Genomic DNA, 16550 nt, shown 5'->3' with positions numbered 1-16550 from the left:
TATATATCCAACTCAACTCAATGAAGCAATCCCAGCTGCACCAGCAGACGACCGCCCTACGCTTCCGTCGTATGACGAGGAAGGGCTATGGTGCCTTCAACACGATGCATCGAGTCGTGACGATCGGGACACTAACCAGTCTAGCCCTAGCCTGCGCCTATTCCAGCACAGCTAGCGCACAGAACATCGGGGGCACCGACCCACGTACCTCTCCCGACTCAGACAAGGAGCACGAGATCGAGCAGGTGACCGTCACCGCCTCCAAGATCGCCACGCCACTCAATCAGACAGCCAAACTCATCACCGTCATCTCTGCCAAGGAGATCGCTAAGGCGCCGGTACGATCGCTACAGGACCTACTCGTCTATGTAGCAGGTATAGACGTAGCCCAGAGAGGCGCACACGGCGTACAAGCCGACATCTCCATCCGTGGAGGTTCCCAAGACCAGACCATGATCCTACTGAATGGTATCAACCTCAGTAATGCAGAGACAGGACACCTTAGCCTGGACATCCCGATCAATCTCTCCGACATCGAGCGCATAGAGGTCCTGCGTGGCCCCTCAGCCCTCATCTACGGCGTAGGTGCCTTCTCCGGAGGGATCAATATCATCACCCGACACGATACACACGACCGACTCTATGCCAGCATCACGGCCGGCATGCACCGTCTACGCAGTATAGAGCTCAGAGGCTCTAGCCGCTGGGGCAAGACGACGAACTCACTCTCGGCCAGTAGCCGCAGTAGTGCAGGATACCAGACCAACACCGACTATCAGATCAATAATGCCCTCTGGCAGACCCGTCTCCAGCTAGAGGGTACGAACAAGATCGACCTACAGGTAGGCTACAATGAGAAGCAGTTCGGGGCGAACAGCTTCTACTCTGCAAAGTTCCCCATGCAGTACGAGTACACACGTCGCTACATCTCCTCCCTACGTGGGGAGCTGGGTACAGGACAGCTACGCTTCGTACCAGCTATATATTGGGATCGTGCCTACGATCAGTTTGATCTAACGAAGGGCTCAGACAAGGGACGCAACTACCACCGCACCGACAGCTATGGAGCCCACCTCGCCACCAGCTACCTCTCCTCCATCGGGATGACGACCCTAGCTGCAGACCTGAGACGTGAGGAGGTGATCAGTAGCAAGCTCGGACGACTACGCTCTAAGCCTAGTGGGGTGTACACGCATGCAGACGACCGCACCAACCTCGGACTCAGCCTAGAGCACACACTGAGCATACACGACTTCACCCTCTCGGCAGGCGCCTTACTCAACCACACCAGCCTCCTAAGGGATGTCTACAAGCTACTCCCCTCGGTGAGCCTCAGCTACCACCCCACGCAGCGATGGACCTTCTCAGCAGGGTGGAGCAAGTCTATGCGCACACCTACCTTTGTCAATCTCTGGTACACCACAGAGACCCACAACGCCAGTGGAGTCCTTCAGCCCGAGTACTCTCAGTCCTTCGAGCTATCAGCACGCTACCACAGCAGTGTACTCCAGGCCTATATCTCTGGCTTCAAGACAGAGGGGCGAGACCTCATCGACTGGGTCAAGCAGTCCCCCAGCGACACGAAGTGGAGCTCGTGGAACCACTCTAGGATCGACAACTACGGCCTAGAGGCGGGGGTCACCCTACGCTATGGAGCCTACCTCCCCTTCCTAGGCACAGAGAGCAAGCTACAGCTGGACTACCTACACATACATCAGGAGCACCAAGCCCGGCAGCTCATCTCCCTATATACACTCAATTACCTCCGTCACAAGTTCACGGCTCACCTCTCCTACCGCATTGGTCGCCACCTAGAGGGTAGCTGGGACCTTCGCTATCAGGATCGTGTAGGCCAGTCCTCCCCCTTCGCTACACTAGACGGCAAGCTCGATTACCTCATCAGCGAACATCTACGTATAGGGATACAGGCCAACAACATCACCGATACCCGCTACTCCGACATCGTAGGTGTTGTACAGCCAGGCTTCTGGCTCTCAGCTGGCATGAGCTGTAAGCTATAGGTATTATCCTGGGATAGACATCTACCTACCCCAGCACAAGAAAGGACGTAGCTCCACTCGGTCACACCGAGGGAGCCACGTCCTTTCTTTATTTCATCTCCTATCCTCTCGGGCTAGTGCTTGCCCTTGCTAAGGCGGTAGCTAGAGGAGGCGTATGCCTAGAGTGAACCAACTAGTGGTATTCTTCATCCCATAGGGAGCCTGCCTTGTGGCACTCCGCAGGCCTTGCTCTACCCCGATGCGCAGGTATATATTCTGGAGCTCCAGCTTAGCTGCTAGATGGAGAGCTAGGTCATTCTTCTTAAACTGGAGTCGCTCCCCGCTGGGAGTATTGTTGCCCGTCTGGTACTCCTCGTCCTCGAAGACCCGATACTCGACCTCCTGCCCCTTAGCTCCCCCCGCTAGGTAGTGATAGCGTGAGGTCATCCCGATAGAGTACGAGAGCCCAGCCTCCCCACTTAGGGCAACGCCTAGGCCGGGGACAGCTAGACGAAGGCCATAGGCAACGGGGATATTGACGTAGCGTAGATCGAGCTGTTCCCTGCCTACACCAGCGTCCGAGGGGTAGCCCATGGGGCGGGCATTGGCTAGTGTCAGGTCGTTTTGTGCGCCCTGCCCTTGGTAGTAAATACCAGCGGACAGATAGCTAAGGAGTCCGAGAGAGAGCTCTGCTCCCACCCCTAGGCGTATTCCATAGCTTGGCTGGAGCCCCCCGGTACTCCTTCCCGAGGAGACCCGTAGGTTGGAGGATGTCCCCCCGACCTCTGCTCCGATACGTAGTGGATAGGACTGTGCGATAGCTGGGGACGAGGCTAATAGAGCGATGAGGAGGAGGCGTAGGGGTAGCTTATACATTATTCTTGGGCTGATCACTAAGTAAAGTAAATAGGAGAGCCCACACCATGACGCTACATAGGTGTCATGGTGCGGGCTCTACGGGAGATAACGCTAGATATACGGTGCTTCGTATACTTAGGTGCTAGGGGATAGATATCGTCTGGACTACCTCAGGTGGCTTAGAAGCGAACACCTAGAGTCGTGGATAGGCTGAGGATAGTTACTCGACTTCCTTCAGGGTAACTATTGACCCTTGTTAGTCCATGATCCACGCCTATGCGTAGGTAGTAGCGACTATACTCCGCCCTAAGACCACCATGAGCTGCAATATTTACGGGGAGGAAGAGAGTGGAGCCATTGCCTCGACCAGATCCAGACGATCCATTCGTCCCAGAGGAGAAGATGGGGACACTTGCTTCTCCGAACTTATTCCGATTGCCTTCATACAGAGTGTAGCTCAGTGATCCTCCCAGACCTATGGAGAAGCGGCAGCCAAGCTCACATGCAAGGCTGAACTTACCGTCCTCTGATAGTGCTGCCCTATTGCCGAATAGCAGGGGGATGGATAGATAGTGAGTCGTCATCCTTTCCTCGATTGCCGCTAGACGACTTAGGTCGATGTTTAGACCAGCCTTCTTTAGTGTTGCGGCCTGATCAATACTTAGGTCTTGACTTGATCTAGGGGCATAGTAGGATAGACCTGACGACAGATAGTAGCCACTGTTCCCTAGCTTCAGATCAATACGTCCCGTCAGAGAAGGGGAGAGGCATAATGGTGTACGTGCCTTCTCCTTACCAGGAGTATTCATCAAGAAAGAAGAGTAGTCCACCCCAGCATCGACAGCGAAGGTTACCTTGCGTTGTGCCATAAGGCTGCTCGTGGTGAGGGTGAGTAGGAGCAGAAGTAAAGTGCTTCGTTTCATGTGTCTTGAGTATGAGTTAGTGAATGTATTGGGTTTCGTTGTATCCTATCGTTGTATCCTTGAGGTAGGTATATGAGCTCACTTGATGGGTAGGTGTAGGACTCTTCGCTCTCCGATATAGCCTTCCAGGAGCTGTCCTATCTCCACCGCACCCACCCCCGCGGGTGTCCCCGTGAAGATAAGGTCTCCCATACGAAGGGTCTGGTGTCGGCTGATATGGGAGATCAGGCTATCTATCCCATGGATCATTTCTGAGGAGGTGGCACTCTGTCTCGTCACTCCATCGACATCCAGGCGAAAGGGTATCGGACACTCAGGATAGCCTAGCTCTTCCTTGGAGAGCCAGGTACCGACCACCGCAGAGCCGTCGAAGACCTTCGCCGAGAGCCAAGGGTGCCCCTCTGCTATAGCCCTCCGTTGTAGATCTCGGGCGGTGAAGTCTATCCCCAGCGTAATATAGTTGTAGTAGCGGTGTGCAAACCGCTCAGCGATCCGCTTTCCTACACGACTGATCTGTACGACTAGCTCAGCCTCATACTCCACCGACGAACCCATATCGGGGAGGAAGAAAGGAGTATTGGGACGGAGAAGCGAATCCCCCTTGTGGAAGAATACCGGCTCGGCATGAGGCGGGCTCTGTACACCTAGGCCTAGGCTCTGAGCCTCGTCTCGGTGTGTAGGATAGTTGAAGCAGACACCTAGGATCTTCATACCTTCCTCCCCTCTTGTAGTCGCTCCTGCGTAGCCTTCATGCGGGTAAACATCAGAGCGAGGTGAGCGTACATAGAGGTATTCTGTACGACGACATTGGGTGGGGTCTGGATACGGAAGGGGGTGAAGTTCCATAGTGCACGTATCCCAGCCCGCACCAGACGATCCGTCATCAGCTGTGCCTGTAGGACGGGGACAGTGAGGATAGCGATCTGTACCTCCTCGGCCTGGATACGAGAGGCAAGCTCATCGATATGATACACGGGTACCCCGGCTACCTCGGTGCCTATGATCTCCTCGGCGACATCGAAGCCGGCCAATACCTCGAGACCAAACTGCCGAAGCCCCTTATCTGCAAGGAGCCCCGAACCTAGACTCCCGACTCCGATTAGGAAGGCACGATGCTGCTTTGTGAAGCCGAGGAACTCCTCCAGATACTCTATCAGTGCGGCTGTCTCATAGCCTACACGAGTACGCCCCTGGAGCTGGACGTAGGATAGATCCTTAGCCACGAGGGCGGCATCCACCCCTACCCCCTGGGCTATGCGGGTCGAGGAGACATACTCATGGCCCTCTGTCTTCAGGAGCTGGACGAAGGAGAGATACCAGGGCAAGCGACGTAGCGTAGGCTCGGGGATCGTGCGCATCTTATCTCCTATCTCTTTCTTCTTACTCATGTTCGTTGTTACTTGGAGTCTAGTAGATTGTTCTACACAAATGTAGTGAATTAGCTCCTCTACACCAAGGCGGTACCAGATCACACGATAGCCTCTCCCTCACACTCTATAGAGAGCTCCACACAATAACTATACCCGAGGGGAGGAGCTCCACAGCACGTCCTCGTATCCTCGGGGGTGTGCCGTGGGCTCGCTGTGCATAGCGCTGGGAATACGGGAATCTCTAGGAGGGGTCTTCCGCCTCAGCATTCCCCATCAGGTAGGCCTTGATGAACTCATCGATCTCGCCATCCATCACAGCCCCGACGTTGGAGGTCTGGTAGCCGGTACGATGATCCTTCACTCGGCGGTCATCGAAGACGTAGCTACGGATCTGGGCTCCCCACTCAATCTTCTTCTTTCCTGCCTCGACCTCGGCCTGAGCTCGACGGCGACGCTCGAGCTCCTTGTCGTAGAGCTGGGAACGAAGGAGGCGCATCGCGTTCTCACGGTTATCGGTCTGGGAGCGAGTCTCGGTATTCTCGATAATGATCTCCTCCTCAGCCCCCGTCTCGGGGTCTCGGTAGCGGTAGCGCAGACGCACACCGGTCTCGACCTTATTGACGTTCTGCCCGCCAGCGCCACTAGAGCGGAAGGTATCCCAGCTGATGTCGGCAGGATTGACCTCTACCTCGATCGTATCATCTACGAGGGGGACGACAAAGACGGAGGCAAAGCTGGTCATGCGCTTGCCCTGGGCATTGTAGGGTGAGATACGGACGAGGCGGTGTACCCCGGTCTCGCTCTTGAGGAAGCCATAGGCCTGATCCCCCTCGACCTGCATGGTCATCGTCTTGATCCCCGCCTCTTCGCCGTCCTGCCAGTTGGTGATGGTGGTCTTGTAGCCCTGCCTATCGCACCAGCGGGCATACATACGAGCGAGCATGGAGGCCCAGTCTTGGCTCTCGGTACCGCCTGCGCCTGCATTGATCTTGAGGACGGCACCTAGGCTATCCTCCTCGGCACGGAGCATATTCTTCAGCTCCACCTCCTCTAGTAGGGCACGGGCTCGGGCATAGGCCTCATCAACCTCTTCCTCGCTGGTGATCCCTTCCCTGAAGTACTCCAGAGCAAGGCTCACCTCCTCGGTCAGCCGATCGATCTCGTCATAGTAGTTGATCCATTTACGTAGATCCTTGACCTTGCGCATCTGTGCCTCGGCACGTGCTCTATCTTCCCAGAAGGAGGGGTCTGCCGTACGGAGCTCCTCCTCCTCTAATTGGATACGTCGGCTATCGATGTCAAAGGTACCTCCCCAGCGCAGACTTGCGCTCCAGTAGGTCTCCTAACTGGTCTGTCGTTATCATTACTCTATCAATAATGTACAGTGATACATACGAATTGTCGCCCGAAGATACGAACAATCACCCAAAGTCCTTTGCACTCAGTCCCCTCCTCCCAAGGCTACTAGAGGGCTCTATAGTCAGCCACCGGACTCGGTACATCCCCACATTAGCTATTCCTCGCCTCCTAGTCTCCTCGGGTAGACCACCTCATAGGACATCACGATAGCACTACCCGAGTCCCCCGAGGCATATCATTCCTCCTATACCTCGGAGCTTGGGCATGGGCTTCGCTCCCTCCTCTTCATAGTCTTCCCCGCACACGCGTACCTATTATTATGGTATAGGAGGATAACCAGGGGAGGCATACCGCTCTCCGCCCCAGTGGGATAAGCCGACCAAACAACCCCTAGATAACCAGCTCTGTATCAGGCACGCCGAGAGGTCTGAAACGCTCTTACCGAGAGCGCCTATGCGCTCTCGGTAAGAGCGTCCTCATCACCTTACATAGGTGACGGAAGCGTTCATTATAGGAGCGCAGGTGCGCTCTCGGTATACTCATCTTGGGGCGTATGGGATACCCTCAATAGCCAAGGCTGTTGAGGGGTATCTCCCCACATCCCCACATGGGTGGGGCGACCTAATCGCCCCGACAAGTCTCGCACGGAGGAGCGTACGGGACTCTCTGGCTCGGTCTCCCGAAGTTTCAGGCATTAGCCCCGTCGTCAGCTAGGCAGGATGAAGCAAAGTTTCTATCTTTGCGGATACATACACCCGACGTATATACTACGCAGTACATATATAATGCCCTAATATTACGCTACACAGACGTATGCTTAGCTCTCTACGGAATAGACCGGCCTACCCTTGGCTCGTCGTCGCCCTACTCTGGGTCGTGGCTCTACTGAACTATATGGATCGGCAGATGCTCAGCACCATGAAGGATGCTATGTCGATCGACATCACCGAGCTACAGAGTGCCGAGGAGTTCGGTATCCTCATGGCCATCTTCCTCTGGATCTATGGATGTGTCAGTCCCTTCGCTGGGGCTATCTCTGATAGGGTGAACCGCAAGTGGCTCATCGTAGGGAGTATCTTCGTCTGGTCACTAGTGACCTTCCTCATGGGTGTGGCTGAGACTCTGGAGCAGCTACGTGTCCTACGGGCTCTGATGGGTATCAGCGAGGCACTTTATATCCCTGCTGGGCTCTCCTTGATCGCCGACTACCACGAGGGGAAGAGCCGCTCACTCGCCGTAGGGATACACATGACGGGTCTCTATATGGGGCAGGCTATCGGGGGCTTCGGTGCTACCCTTGCCTCGGCCTTCAGCTGGCATACGACCTTCTATATCTTCGGTATGGTGGGGATGGCCTATGCCCTAGTCCTCATCCTACTACTGCACGAACTCCCGAGAGGGGATAGGAGCGAAGGAGCAAAGGGTGGAGTGCAGAGCTTCACCCTTAGGAGCTTTCTCCAGGGCTTCGGGTGGCTCTTCAGTAATATCTCCTTTTGGGCTATCCTCATCTACTTCGCCGTACCGAGCCTACCTGGCTGGGCGACGAAGAACTGGCTCCCGACCCTCTTCTCCGAGAGCTTGGGGCGCGAGATGAGCGAGGCTGGGCCACTCTCCACGATTACCATCGCAGCCTCTAGCTTCGTAGGGGTACTCATCGGTGGCACACTCTCCGACCGATGGGTACGGACGAACCTCCGGGGACGCATCTACACTGGGGCTATCGGTCTGGCACTGACTATCCCCTCGCTGATCCTCCTGGGCTATGGGCATAGCATCGTATTTATCGTCCTAGCAGGGGTACTCTTCGGGGTAGGATATGGGATGTTTGATGCGAATAATATGCCTATCCTCTGTCAGTTCGTCCCCGCACGTCTACGTGCCACAGCCTACGGCTTCATGAATATGATCGGGGTCTTCGCGGGGGCAATGGTCACCCAGCTTCTGGGGAAGCTGAAGGATGCAGGTCACCTTGACTCAGGCTTTGTCTTCCTCGGACTGATTGTCCTCGTAGCACTCGCCATCCAGCTACTCGTTCTACGCCCCACAGCCGACAACATGCAATAACGCAATACTCTGCCCCAACACTAATAGTAATAGACAACGAGATGATACTAGGCACCCTAAAGGACAGTGCTCGCTACGAGGCACTACACCCCGACTTCAAGGAAGTCTTCGACTACATCAAGCAGCACGACCTACTACACACAGAGCTCGGGCGCATCGAGCTCCGTGGGGACGACATCTTCATCAACAATATCGACCCTACGACCTCCCTAGCCAGTGATCAACCCCTAGAGGTACACGAGACCTATCTGGATGTGCACGTGCTCCTCGAGGGGAGAGAGCGCATCGGATGGCTCCCGGCCAGCGAGTGCCGTAAGGCTCGTGGCACCTTTGACCACGAGAAGGACTTCATCCTCTACGACGATACCCCTACCAGCTACGTGGATCTACTTCCCGGCCAGTTCGCCATCGTATATCCCGAGGATGCCCATGCCCCGATGATCGGTCAGGGTGAGAAGATCCGCAAGCTCATCATCAAGATACGAGTGAAGTAGTACAATCCCCTCCTCCCCCTCTAGGATCTATACCCTACACGAAGGATGAAGCATCAGATAGCGGGACTAGCACTACTGCTCCTAGGGTTCATAGGCAGCTCCTGTGGTGTACACAGCACAGGGAGTGGGCACATGCGCCCCCACAAAGAGGGAGAGAAGCATGAGCTAGACGAGCTAGATGAGCTAGAGAAGAGTTCCTGCAGTCCAAGTGACTACATAGAGGTCTATGAGGTAGGGGGGAGCGTAGGGCATCCAGCCTATGACAAGCATGGAGTGTCAGCTGCCTTTGCTGGCCGAGTGGGAGGTAAGCTCCTGCTAGCAGGCGGAGCAAACTTCCCCGACAAGCCTGCTGCCGAAGGAGGTAAGAAGGCTTACTATGATCTAGCTTTCGTGGGCACACCCCGTCAAGGAGGCAGGCATATCGACTGGGCAAGCGCAGGACATCTCCCCAAGGCTCTGGCCTATGGGGTCAGTCTACAAGCCCAAGACACCCTCTATATCGCTGGAGGAGAATCATCGGACGGCAGCGAACGGGGCTTCTATCGCCTCACCCTAGACACACATGGAGCACTACGAACCGACACCCTCTCTCCCCTGCCCTTCACGATTAACAATGCTGCTGGAGCCGTCTTCGGACAGCGTCTATACCTTGTCGGTGGGATACAGGACGGAGTCGCTAGTGGTACGATCTGGGTCTATGATCTAGGCCATAGTGAGGGTGGGTGGAAGTGCCTAGCAGAGCTCCCCGAGGCTGGCGGATACCTCCAGCCCGTCGCCTCAGTGGTAGGAGATAGTCTCTATGTCAGTGGAGGCTTCACACTAGGTGATGCTGAGCACCCAGCTCGTGTCCACCAGGGTATCCATAGCCTATCCCTCACTGATCCACGAGGAGGATGGCACACATATTACCTCACCCTGACCTCACCCAAGCGTCGGGACTACTGGGCTGGTGGCAACTTCGTCCCCGTAGCCGGAGGGATCATCGCCACTGGAGGTGTCCATACAGAGATCTTCGAGCCTGCCATCGAACGTATACGTAGACTAAAGCACGACAAAGAAACGTTATCTGGGGAGGAAGTAGCCCAACTCACCCAGACGCAGTCTGCCTATATGAGACAGCCCATAGCCTGGTATCAGTTCACGAGCGACCTCTACTACTATGCTCCTGAGATGGGAGGCTGGCGGAGTATCGGCTCTATGCGGCCCGACCTATTGGGTAGAGCAGGAGCAAGCCCGATCGCATACGACCAGCGACGGGTATATCTCCTACAAGGGGAGCTCAAGCCGGGCATACGTAGCCCCAAGATCATCGGGATCGAGATCTCGAAGTCCCCACACAGAATTAAGTAAGCATCTATAGATTAAGTAACATCCATATAATACGTACATCTATGAAGACAAACTCATGGCTTAGGGTCGGCCTATTGACCCTATCGCTCTGTCTCGCTCTACCTGCCGTAGCACAGCGTAAGAAAGGCTCCAAGCAGGCCTCTGCCCGGAAGGCAACCCCTCGGAAGCCCAAGGCTGGCAACTTCCTCGTACTCGGTACCGCTCCCGAGGAAGCCAATGGGAAGCAGGTCTATCTCTACGGGGAGGGACAGTCTCCGCTAGATAGCACCGTGGTCAAGGAGGGCAAATTCCACTTCGAGCGCCCTGTAGACAAGGCACTCATCGTAGCTCGTATCCTCATCCCCCAGAGCTACTATCTGCTGATCATCCCTGAGGCTGGCACGATCAATGCCCCTATGGACAAGGAAGCTGCTACGGGGACGCCCCTCAATGACCTCTATGCCAAGCTCAAGGCAGAGGACGAAGCCCTCGTAGCCCCTTACCGTGATAAGCTCAAGGCACTGCGTACCGATGCCTCCCTCTCTGATGAAGCTAAGGAAGAGGCCTATGACAAGATCGTATCAGAGCTCAACGGGATACAGCGCCCCCGTCTGCTAGCCCGTCTGACGGAGCACCCCAGTGATGCTATCGGCTATCATGCCCTACAGAACCTCCTCGCCCTAGGGGATGTCGAGGCTGCTCGTGCCGAGGCCTATGCTGCTATCGCTACCGAAGAGATCCGCAATAGTGAGCCCATCGCCAAGCAGCTCAGTGCCCTGCGTCGTCAGGAAGCTACGAAGCCCGGAGCACAGTTCATCGACTTTACGGGTGTCGATGATGCCAATCAGGCAGTTAGCCTTAGCGACTATGTGGGCAAGGGACATTATGTCCTCGTGGACTTCTGGGCCTCCTGGTGTGGTCCCTGCCGTCGTGAGATCAGCCACCTCAAGCAGGTACGTGATGCCTATAGCGACAAGGGGCTCGTCATCCTCGGGGCAGCAGTATGGGATGAGATGGAGGATCACCTCAAGGCGATGAAGGACCTAGAGATCACTTGGCCTCAGATCGTCAATAAGAATGAAGCTACTGAGCTCTATGGTATCCAGGGTATTCCTCAGATCATCCTCTTCGATCCCGAGGGTAAGATCGTAGCTCGTGACCTCCGTGGCAAAGCCATTGACAACAAGCTAAACGAGATCCTAAGCAAGACCGAAGGCAAGCTCTAAGAGCTCACCTCCGACACATCGATCATTCTATAGAGGAGAGCCCTCAGGTGCAGAAGTCATAAGACTCTAGCACTTGAGGGCTCTCCTCTAGCTCTATATAGTCCCACACAGGGAGAGATGGAGCTAGGTGCACTTGTTACTTACCTTTTATCTACCTTTGTCCTAGATGTAATATCCTTCGTTTACTCCTAGGATAGGACGAAGGACGAAGAAAAACAATATAGACCTCAGGTTTGCTTGGTATGAAGACGAACCTACGCTATCTTATCTACTCGCTCCTACCCTTCTTACTCCTCGAGGTAGCCTGGGCGAGAGAACCTCTACGAGGGCAGATCCTTGACCTAAAGGGTCAGCCCATCCCCTCGGTGCAAATCATGGAGGTCGGACGAGGCGTGCAGGTCTCGAGCAGTGATGCTCGAGGAGAGTTCACCCTCATCCTCCCCGATAGTGTAGAGACCATCACCCTAAGCTTCATCTGCGAAGGATACCGCACTAAAGTGATGCAGCTCGTCCCCCAGGAGCAAGCCTACCGCATCCTACTCCTACCTAGTGACCGCCAGCTGAGTGATGTCGTGGTACGTGCCCACCGGCTCCAGCAGGTGAGCTCCTTCGCGCCACTAAGCACACAGCTGTCTACCCTACAGGTACTCTCCTCTCCCCGAGCACTAGCCGACATACTAGGAGCACTCAGCGAGTCCCCCGAGGTACAGGTATCAGACACCGACGGTCGCCTAGCAGTGCAGGGAGGTGCACCTGGGGAGACCCAGATCTATGTGGATGGCCTCCTCTTACCCAATCCCTATACCCTCTCCTCACACAATGGCGGTCGGCGTACCACCATCTCCCCAAGTGCTTGTCAGAGTATGCGCCTCTACTCGGGCGGCTACTCCGCAGCCTACGGAGAGGCCCTCTCGGGGATAGTCGCACTGGAGACACTGGAGCTCTCCTCCATACCCACTAATACCGAACTAAGCCTAAGCCTACTAGGCGGATCTGTAGCCTCTACCCTAGGCTCGACACGAGCCAAGCTACGACTACAAGCCGACTATACCGATCTAACCCTGATGAACAAGCTCATCCCGAGCTACTACCCCTGGCGTAGGAGCTTCCACTCCCCCTCGCTCACTGCAACCTTTGCGAGCGATGTGAAAGGGAGCAAGATCAAAGCACAGCTCAGCTATCGCCACATGGGGTTTGCCTATGATCGCCTACCAAGCCGCCTATCTACCCTACTACACACCTCGCTCGGAGAGGATCAGTGGTATGGACGAGTGACGCTACGCAGAGCACTCGCCAGCCAGCTGGAATGGGAGCTAGGTGGGCACACACAGCTAAGAGACTTGACCGGTAGAGAACTAGAGCATACAGGGGACAGAGTACAGGAGCAGGAGCTCTATGCAGAGCTACGTAGTGCCCTCCGCTGGCGTATCTCGGATGCCCTCACTTGGCTCACGGGGCTCGACTATAGCTATAGAGACTATCGACAGACCTACAGGAGAGGTGCTGAGTATCGGCTAGGCTTTCGGGATCACCTGGAGACACTCTTCTCTGAGCTTAGTTGGCTTAGCCAAGGCTTCACGGTGAGCTTAGGCCTACGGGGTAGCTACAGCACCTACCTACGAGACCTCGGGCTCTCTCCTCGACTCTACGCAGGCTATCGCTGGGGCATACACCTCCTATCTGCTAGCTGGGGATACTACCAGCAGATGCCTTCGGCGGATATCCTACGCTTCACTTCCTCGCTCACACGCCCAGCTGTCTCCTCTACCCAGCTCACCTACGGCCTAGTCAGTGGAGGGCATTCGCTCCAGCTCGCACTCTATCACAAGTGGTATAGCCGGCTCGTACGGAGCTTCGGCAGTAGCTATCCGCTGACCTTTGACCAGCAGGGCGGAGGAGAGAGCTATGGAGCTAACCTCATCTACACGGGCAAGATTAGTGATCTCAACTATAGTCTAGCCTACGGCTACACACATGCTAGACTAAGCTATGACCGCTATCATCATCGCCTCTCCCCTGACTACCTAAGCCCCCACACGCTCAAGGCCAACCTCCGCTACTGGGCTCGTAGCCTCTCCTCGCTGATCGGAGTGAGCTACTACATAGATAGTGGAGCTACGGGCTATGATGCCTCACTGGAGCCGGTCTCCATCCCCTACAGACAGCGCCTCGACCTAAGCTGGACGTATGTGATCTCCCCTCGTATGGTCATCTATATGGGCTGTCAGAACATACTCGGAACGACCAACTACTGGGGCTTCGATCCTAGCTATGGGCACGATGACCCAAGCGGTCTGAGACGTACCCCTTCCTCCCGCATGATCTACCTAGGCATATTCTTCGCTCTAGGTCGAAAGCCCCTGAACATATAAATCAATCAAACAGATACTACAATGAAACAGATCCTCATCACCACCCTGCTCCTCCTACTCGGTGGATCTAGCCTACTACTCGCCTCTACAGAAGAGCCCAAGAAAGACCGTCAGCTCCGCCTAGAGGTGGATGGGATGACTGAGACCAAGGGTAACCTACTCATCGCCATCTACGACAAGGAAGAGAGCTATCCAGCGAAGGCCTATACCTATAGAGCCGTACCTGTAGATAGCCTAGTCAAGCACACAGAGATCACGCTACCAGAAGGACGGTACGTCGTCTCTCTCTTCCATGATGTCAATGGCAATAATCGGCTCGATACGGGCGAGTATGGTATCCCCACAGAGAAGTACGGCTTCAGCAACAACGCTCGGGGTGAGATGGGCTTCCCTTCCTTCAAGGACGCCGCTGTCGTCCTCAAGGCTGATCAGACCATCTACATCACCGTCCATTAGCATCCCCCGATACAAGCAGAGAGGCGACACATCCACCGAAGTGGATGTGTCGCCTCTGTACTTTGGGCTTATTATATAGGGGGTATAAGGATAGACCAAGGAGCAGTGCTCTGGGCTAAAGTCTCCCTTCGGAGAGAGCTATATGAGTGCTCCCTCTTCGATACGTCCAGTGAGACGCTGGTGCATTGCCGTAGCAGCCTTGCGCCCATCCCCCATAGCGAGGATGACTGTAGCCGCCCCACGAACTATATCTCCCCCTGCATAGACATCAGGCATCGAGGTTTGCTTGTCGTCGTTGACGAGGATATTCCCCCACTTATCGACCTTGAGATCAGGCATAGACGAGGCCACCAGAGGATGAGCAGAGTAGCCGATACAGACGACTACCTCATCTACGGGCATCTCCACTATGTCACCTGGGATAGCCACTGGACGGCGACGCCCGCTCTCATCTGGCGCTCCTAGCTCCATACGCTGTAGGCGCATAGAGATGACCCGACCAGACGAGTCTCCGATGTACTCCACTGGGTTATGTAGGGTCAGGAGCTGAGTCCCCTCCTCGCAGGCATGCTTAATCTCCTCGGCACGAGCAGGCATCTCCTCCTCACTCCTCCGGTAGACGATCATAGCCTGCTCTGCATCCAGACGGATAGCGGTACGTACGGCATCGATAGCCGTATTGCCACCACCGATCACGGCGACACGCTTGCCCCTAAGCTGGGGGAGCTCCGCTGCCAGCTCCTCAGGGCTCATCATATTGTACTTGGCTAGATACTCGCTGGCGGTATATACCCCCTTGAGGTCTTCGCCAGGGATCCCCATGTGGTTGGCTACGCCTACCCCAGTGGCGACGAAGATCCCTTCCATACCAGCAGCCTTTAGATCCTCATAGGTGATTGTCTCCCCCACGATGGTGTTTGTCTCGAAGTGTACCCCTAGGTCCCGCATCTTCTCGATCTCATCCTCGATGATGCTATTGGGTAGGCAGAACTCTGGGATCCCATAGCGCATGACCCCCCCGAGCTCGCTCTGAGCCTCATAGACGGTCACGTCATAGCCCCACTTAGCCATATCGGTAGCGAAGGAGAGCCCAGCTGGGCCACTCCCTACGACAGCTATCTTGCCACGACGGGGGGAGGTGGTAGGCTTAGGTTTGATGGAGCGGTCTCTATGGAGTCGCTCATAGTCGGCTACATAGCGTTCGAGGTTGCCGATAGAGACGGCCTGCTTCTTGAGACTAAGGGTATAGATACACTGGCTCTCACACTGCTTCTCCTGGGGGCATACACGCCCACAGACGGCAGGCAGGGAGCTGGTCTCACGGATTACATTTAGGGCATCTATCATCTCACCTCGCTCGATGAGCTTGATGAACGAGGGGATGTGTATTCCCACAGGGCAGCCATCGACGCAGCCAGGTGTAGGGCAGTCCAGACAACGACGAGCCTCGGCCATAGCCTCCTCTCTGGAGTAGCCGAGGGCGACCTCCTCGTGGAATGATGTTATGCGCTCCGAGATAGGGAGCTCAGGCATGGGAGTCTTGTCCAGCTGTACACGCTCCTTGTTGGGGTGAGCCTTTCGTAGGTCTGTTCTCCAGTCTTGACTACGTCGCTCCTTGATTAGCTCTTGCTTTGTCTTCATTGGTTGAGCTGATACAGGCATAAACATGCTTATGGTGATAATATCCTTCACAAAGATAAGGAACCTAGTCAAATAACAGACATTTGTCCTAGGCGCACAAAGAGCCGATGCCATAGATCCCCATACTTCACCCCACTAGAGCCTACCTAACCGGTAGGGCTGGAGGTCGGGCTTGCGGCCTCCCCCCGAGGAGGGACTTCCCTAGGCATTAATCTAGGCTTGTACGCTTAGTCCGTCACATCGTGAGAGCGATGTATGAGACCACGAGGCATCAGGGGAAAAGTGGTCAAGGAGCTCACCCTCAGATAGGTATACCGGCTCCCTAGCCGTAGACTAGCCAAGCATTCCTCTGCTATTTAGAAGGGGGGAAGTATACACGTGTGTACACTGTTGTATACCTGCGTGTATACTCTTGTGTACTCACGTGTACACTACTTCGCTCTCGGTATATCCCCCAT

At 55.3% G+C, this 16550-nt stretch carries 13 protein-coding genes; 7 read left to right on the top strand and 6 right to left on the bottom strand.

Going from position 1 to position 16550, the window contains the following annotated elements; all coding sequences use genetic code 11:
• Positions 1 to 20 precede the first annotated feature (20 nt).
• Positions 21 to 2021: a TonB-dependent receptor gene (locus QZ170_RS01235; protein ID WP_297176055.1), complete on the top strand. Its 2001-nt coding sequence runs from the start codon at positions 21 to 23 to the stop codon at positions 2019 to 2021.
• 141 nt (positions 2022 to 2162) lie between these two features.
• On the opposite strand, the gene QZ170_RS01230 is transcribed toward QZ170_RS01235, so the two are convergent.
• From QZ170_RS01230 to prfB, 5 genes are all read right to left on the bottom strand, one after another.
• Positions 2163 to 2876 (bottom strand): outer membrane beta-barrel protein, encoded by a 714-nt coding sequence (locus QZ170_RS01230; protein ID WP_297176054.1) that lies wholly within the window; start codon positions 2874 to 2876, stop codon positions 2163 to 2165.
• A 161-nt stretch (positions 2877 to 3037) separates the two neighbouring features.
• Positions 3038 to 3781, bottom strand: a complete 744-nt coding sequence (locus tag QZ170_RS01225; RefSeq protein ID WP_297176052.1) for a hypothetical protein — start codon at positions 3779 to 3781, stop codon at positions 3038 to 3040.
• Between the two features lie 78 nt (positions 3782 to 3859).
• Positions 3860 to 4492 (bottom strand): fumarylacetoacetate hydrolase family protein, encoded by a 633-nt coding sequence (locus QZ170_RS01220; protein WP_297176050.1) that lies wholly within the window; start codon positions 4490 to 4492, stop codon positions 3860 to 3862.
• A complete protein-coding gene (locus QZ170_RS01215; protein WP_297176048.1) occupies positions 4489 to 5169 on the bottom strand; it encodes a redox-sensing transcriptional repressor Rex in 681 nt (226 codons plus the stop codon). The genes QZ170_RS01220 and QZ170_RS01215 overlap by 4 nt, the downstream gene beginning before the upstream one ends.
• A 223-nt stretch (positions 5170 to 5392) precedes the next feature.
• Positions 5393 to 6515 (bottom strand): peptide chain release factor 2 gene (gene prfB / locus QZ170_RS01210; protein WP_297176046.1). Its coding sequence is split into 2 segments (ribosomal slippage): positions 5393 to 6451 and positions 6453 to 6515, totalling 1122 coding nucleotides; the frame shifts between segments, so codons are not numbered across the junction.
• A gap of 808 nt (positions 6516 to 7323) precedes the next feature.
• Between prfB and QZ170_RS01205 the strand changes: the two genes are divergently transcribed.
• The 6 genes from QZ170_RS01205 to QZ170_RS01180 all read left to right on the top strand — a co-directional run bounded on the left by QZ170_RS01205 (position 7324) and on the right by QZ170_RS01180 (position 14451).
• Entirely contained in the window at positions 7324 to 8574 is a 1251-nt protein-coding gene (locus QZ170_RS01205; RefSeq protein WP_297176045.1) for an MFS transporter, read from the top strand.
• A gap of 41 nt (positions 8575 to 8615) precedes the next feature.
• Positions 8616 to 9068, top strand: coding sequence for a YhcH/YjgK/YiaL family protein (locus tag QZ170_RS01200; protein WP_297176043.1), 453 nt, complete (start codon positions 8616 to 8618; stop codon positions 9066 to 9068).
• Between the two features lie 45 nt (positions 9069 to 9113).
• Positions 9114 to 10418, top strand: a complete 1305-nt coding sequence (locus QZ170_RS01195; protein ID WP_297176041.1) for a hypothetical protein — start codon at positions 9114 to 9116, stop codon at positions 10416 to 10418.
• A gap of 41 nt (positions 10419 to 10459) precedes the next feature.
• Positions 10460 to 11623 carry a TlpA disulfide reductase family protein gene (locus tag QZ170_RS01190; protein ID WP_297176039.1) on the top strand — a complete coding sequence of 388 codons (1164 nt, stop codon included), beginning with the start codon at positions 10460 to 10462 and terminating at the stop codon, positions 11621 to 11623.
• 242 nt (positions 11624 to 11865) lie between these two features.
• A complete protein-coding gene (locus tag QZ170_RS01185) occupies positions 11866 to 13995 on the top strand; it encodes a TonB-dependent receptor plug domain-containing protein (protein WP_297176037.1) in 2130 nt (709 codons plus the stop codon).
• 21 nt (positions 13996 to 14016) lie between these two features.
• Entirely contained in the window at positions 14017 to 14451 is a 435-nt protein-coding gene (locus tag QZ170_RS01180; RefSeq protein WP_297176035.1) for a DUF2141 domain-containing protein, read from the top strand.
• A 138-nt stretch (positions 14452 to 14589) separates the two neighbouring features.
• On the opposite strand, the gene gltA is transcribed toward QZ170_RS01180, so the two are convergent.
• The gene (gltA, locus tag QZ170_RS01175; protein WP_297176034.1) at positions 14590 to 16092 is read right to left on the bottom strand and encodes an NADPH-dependent glutamate synthase; all 1503 of its coding nucleotides are present in this window, start codon (positions 16090 to 16092) and stop codon (positions 14590 to 14592) included.
• Positions 16093 to 16550: the final 458 nt, after the last annotated feature.

This window comes from uncultured Porphyromonas sp. (assembly GCF_905372525.1).
Lineage (GTDB): Bacteria > Bacteroidota > Bacteroidia > Bacteroidales > Porphyromonadaceae > Porphyromonas.
Note: the sequence above shows the minus strand (reverse complement) of the source record. Positions and strands in the feature narration are given on the sequence as shown.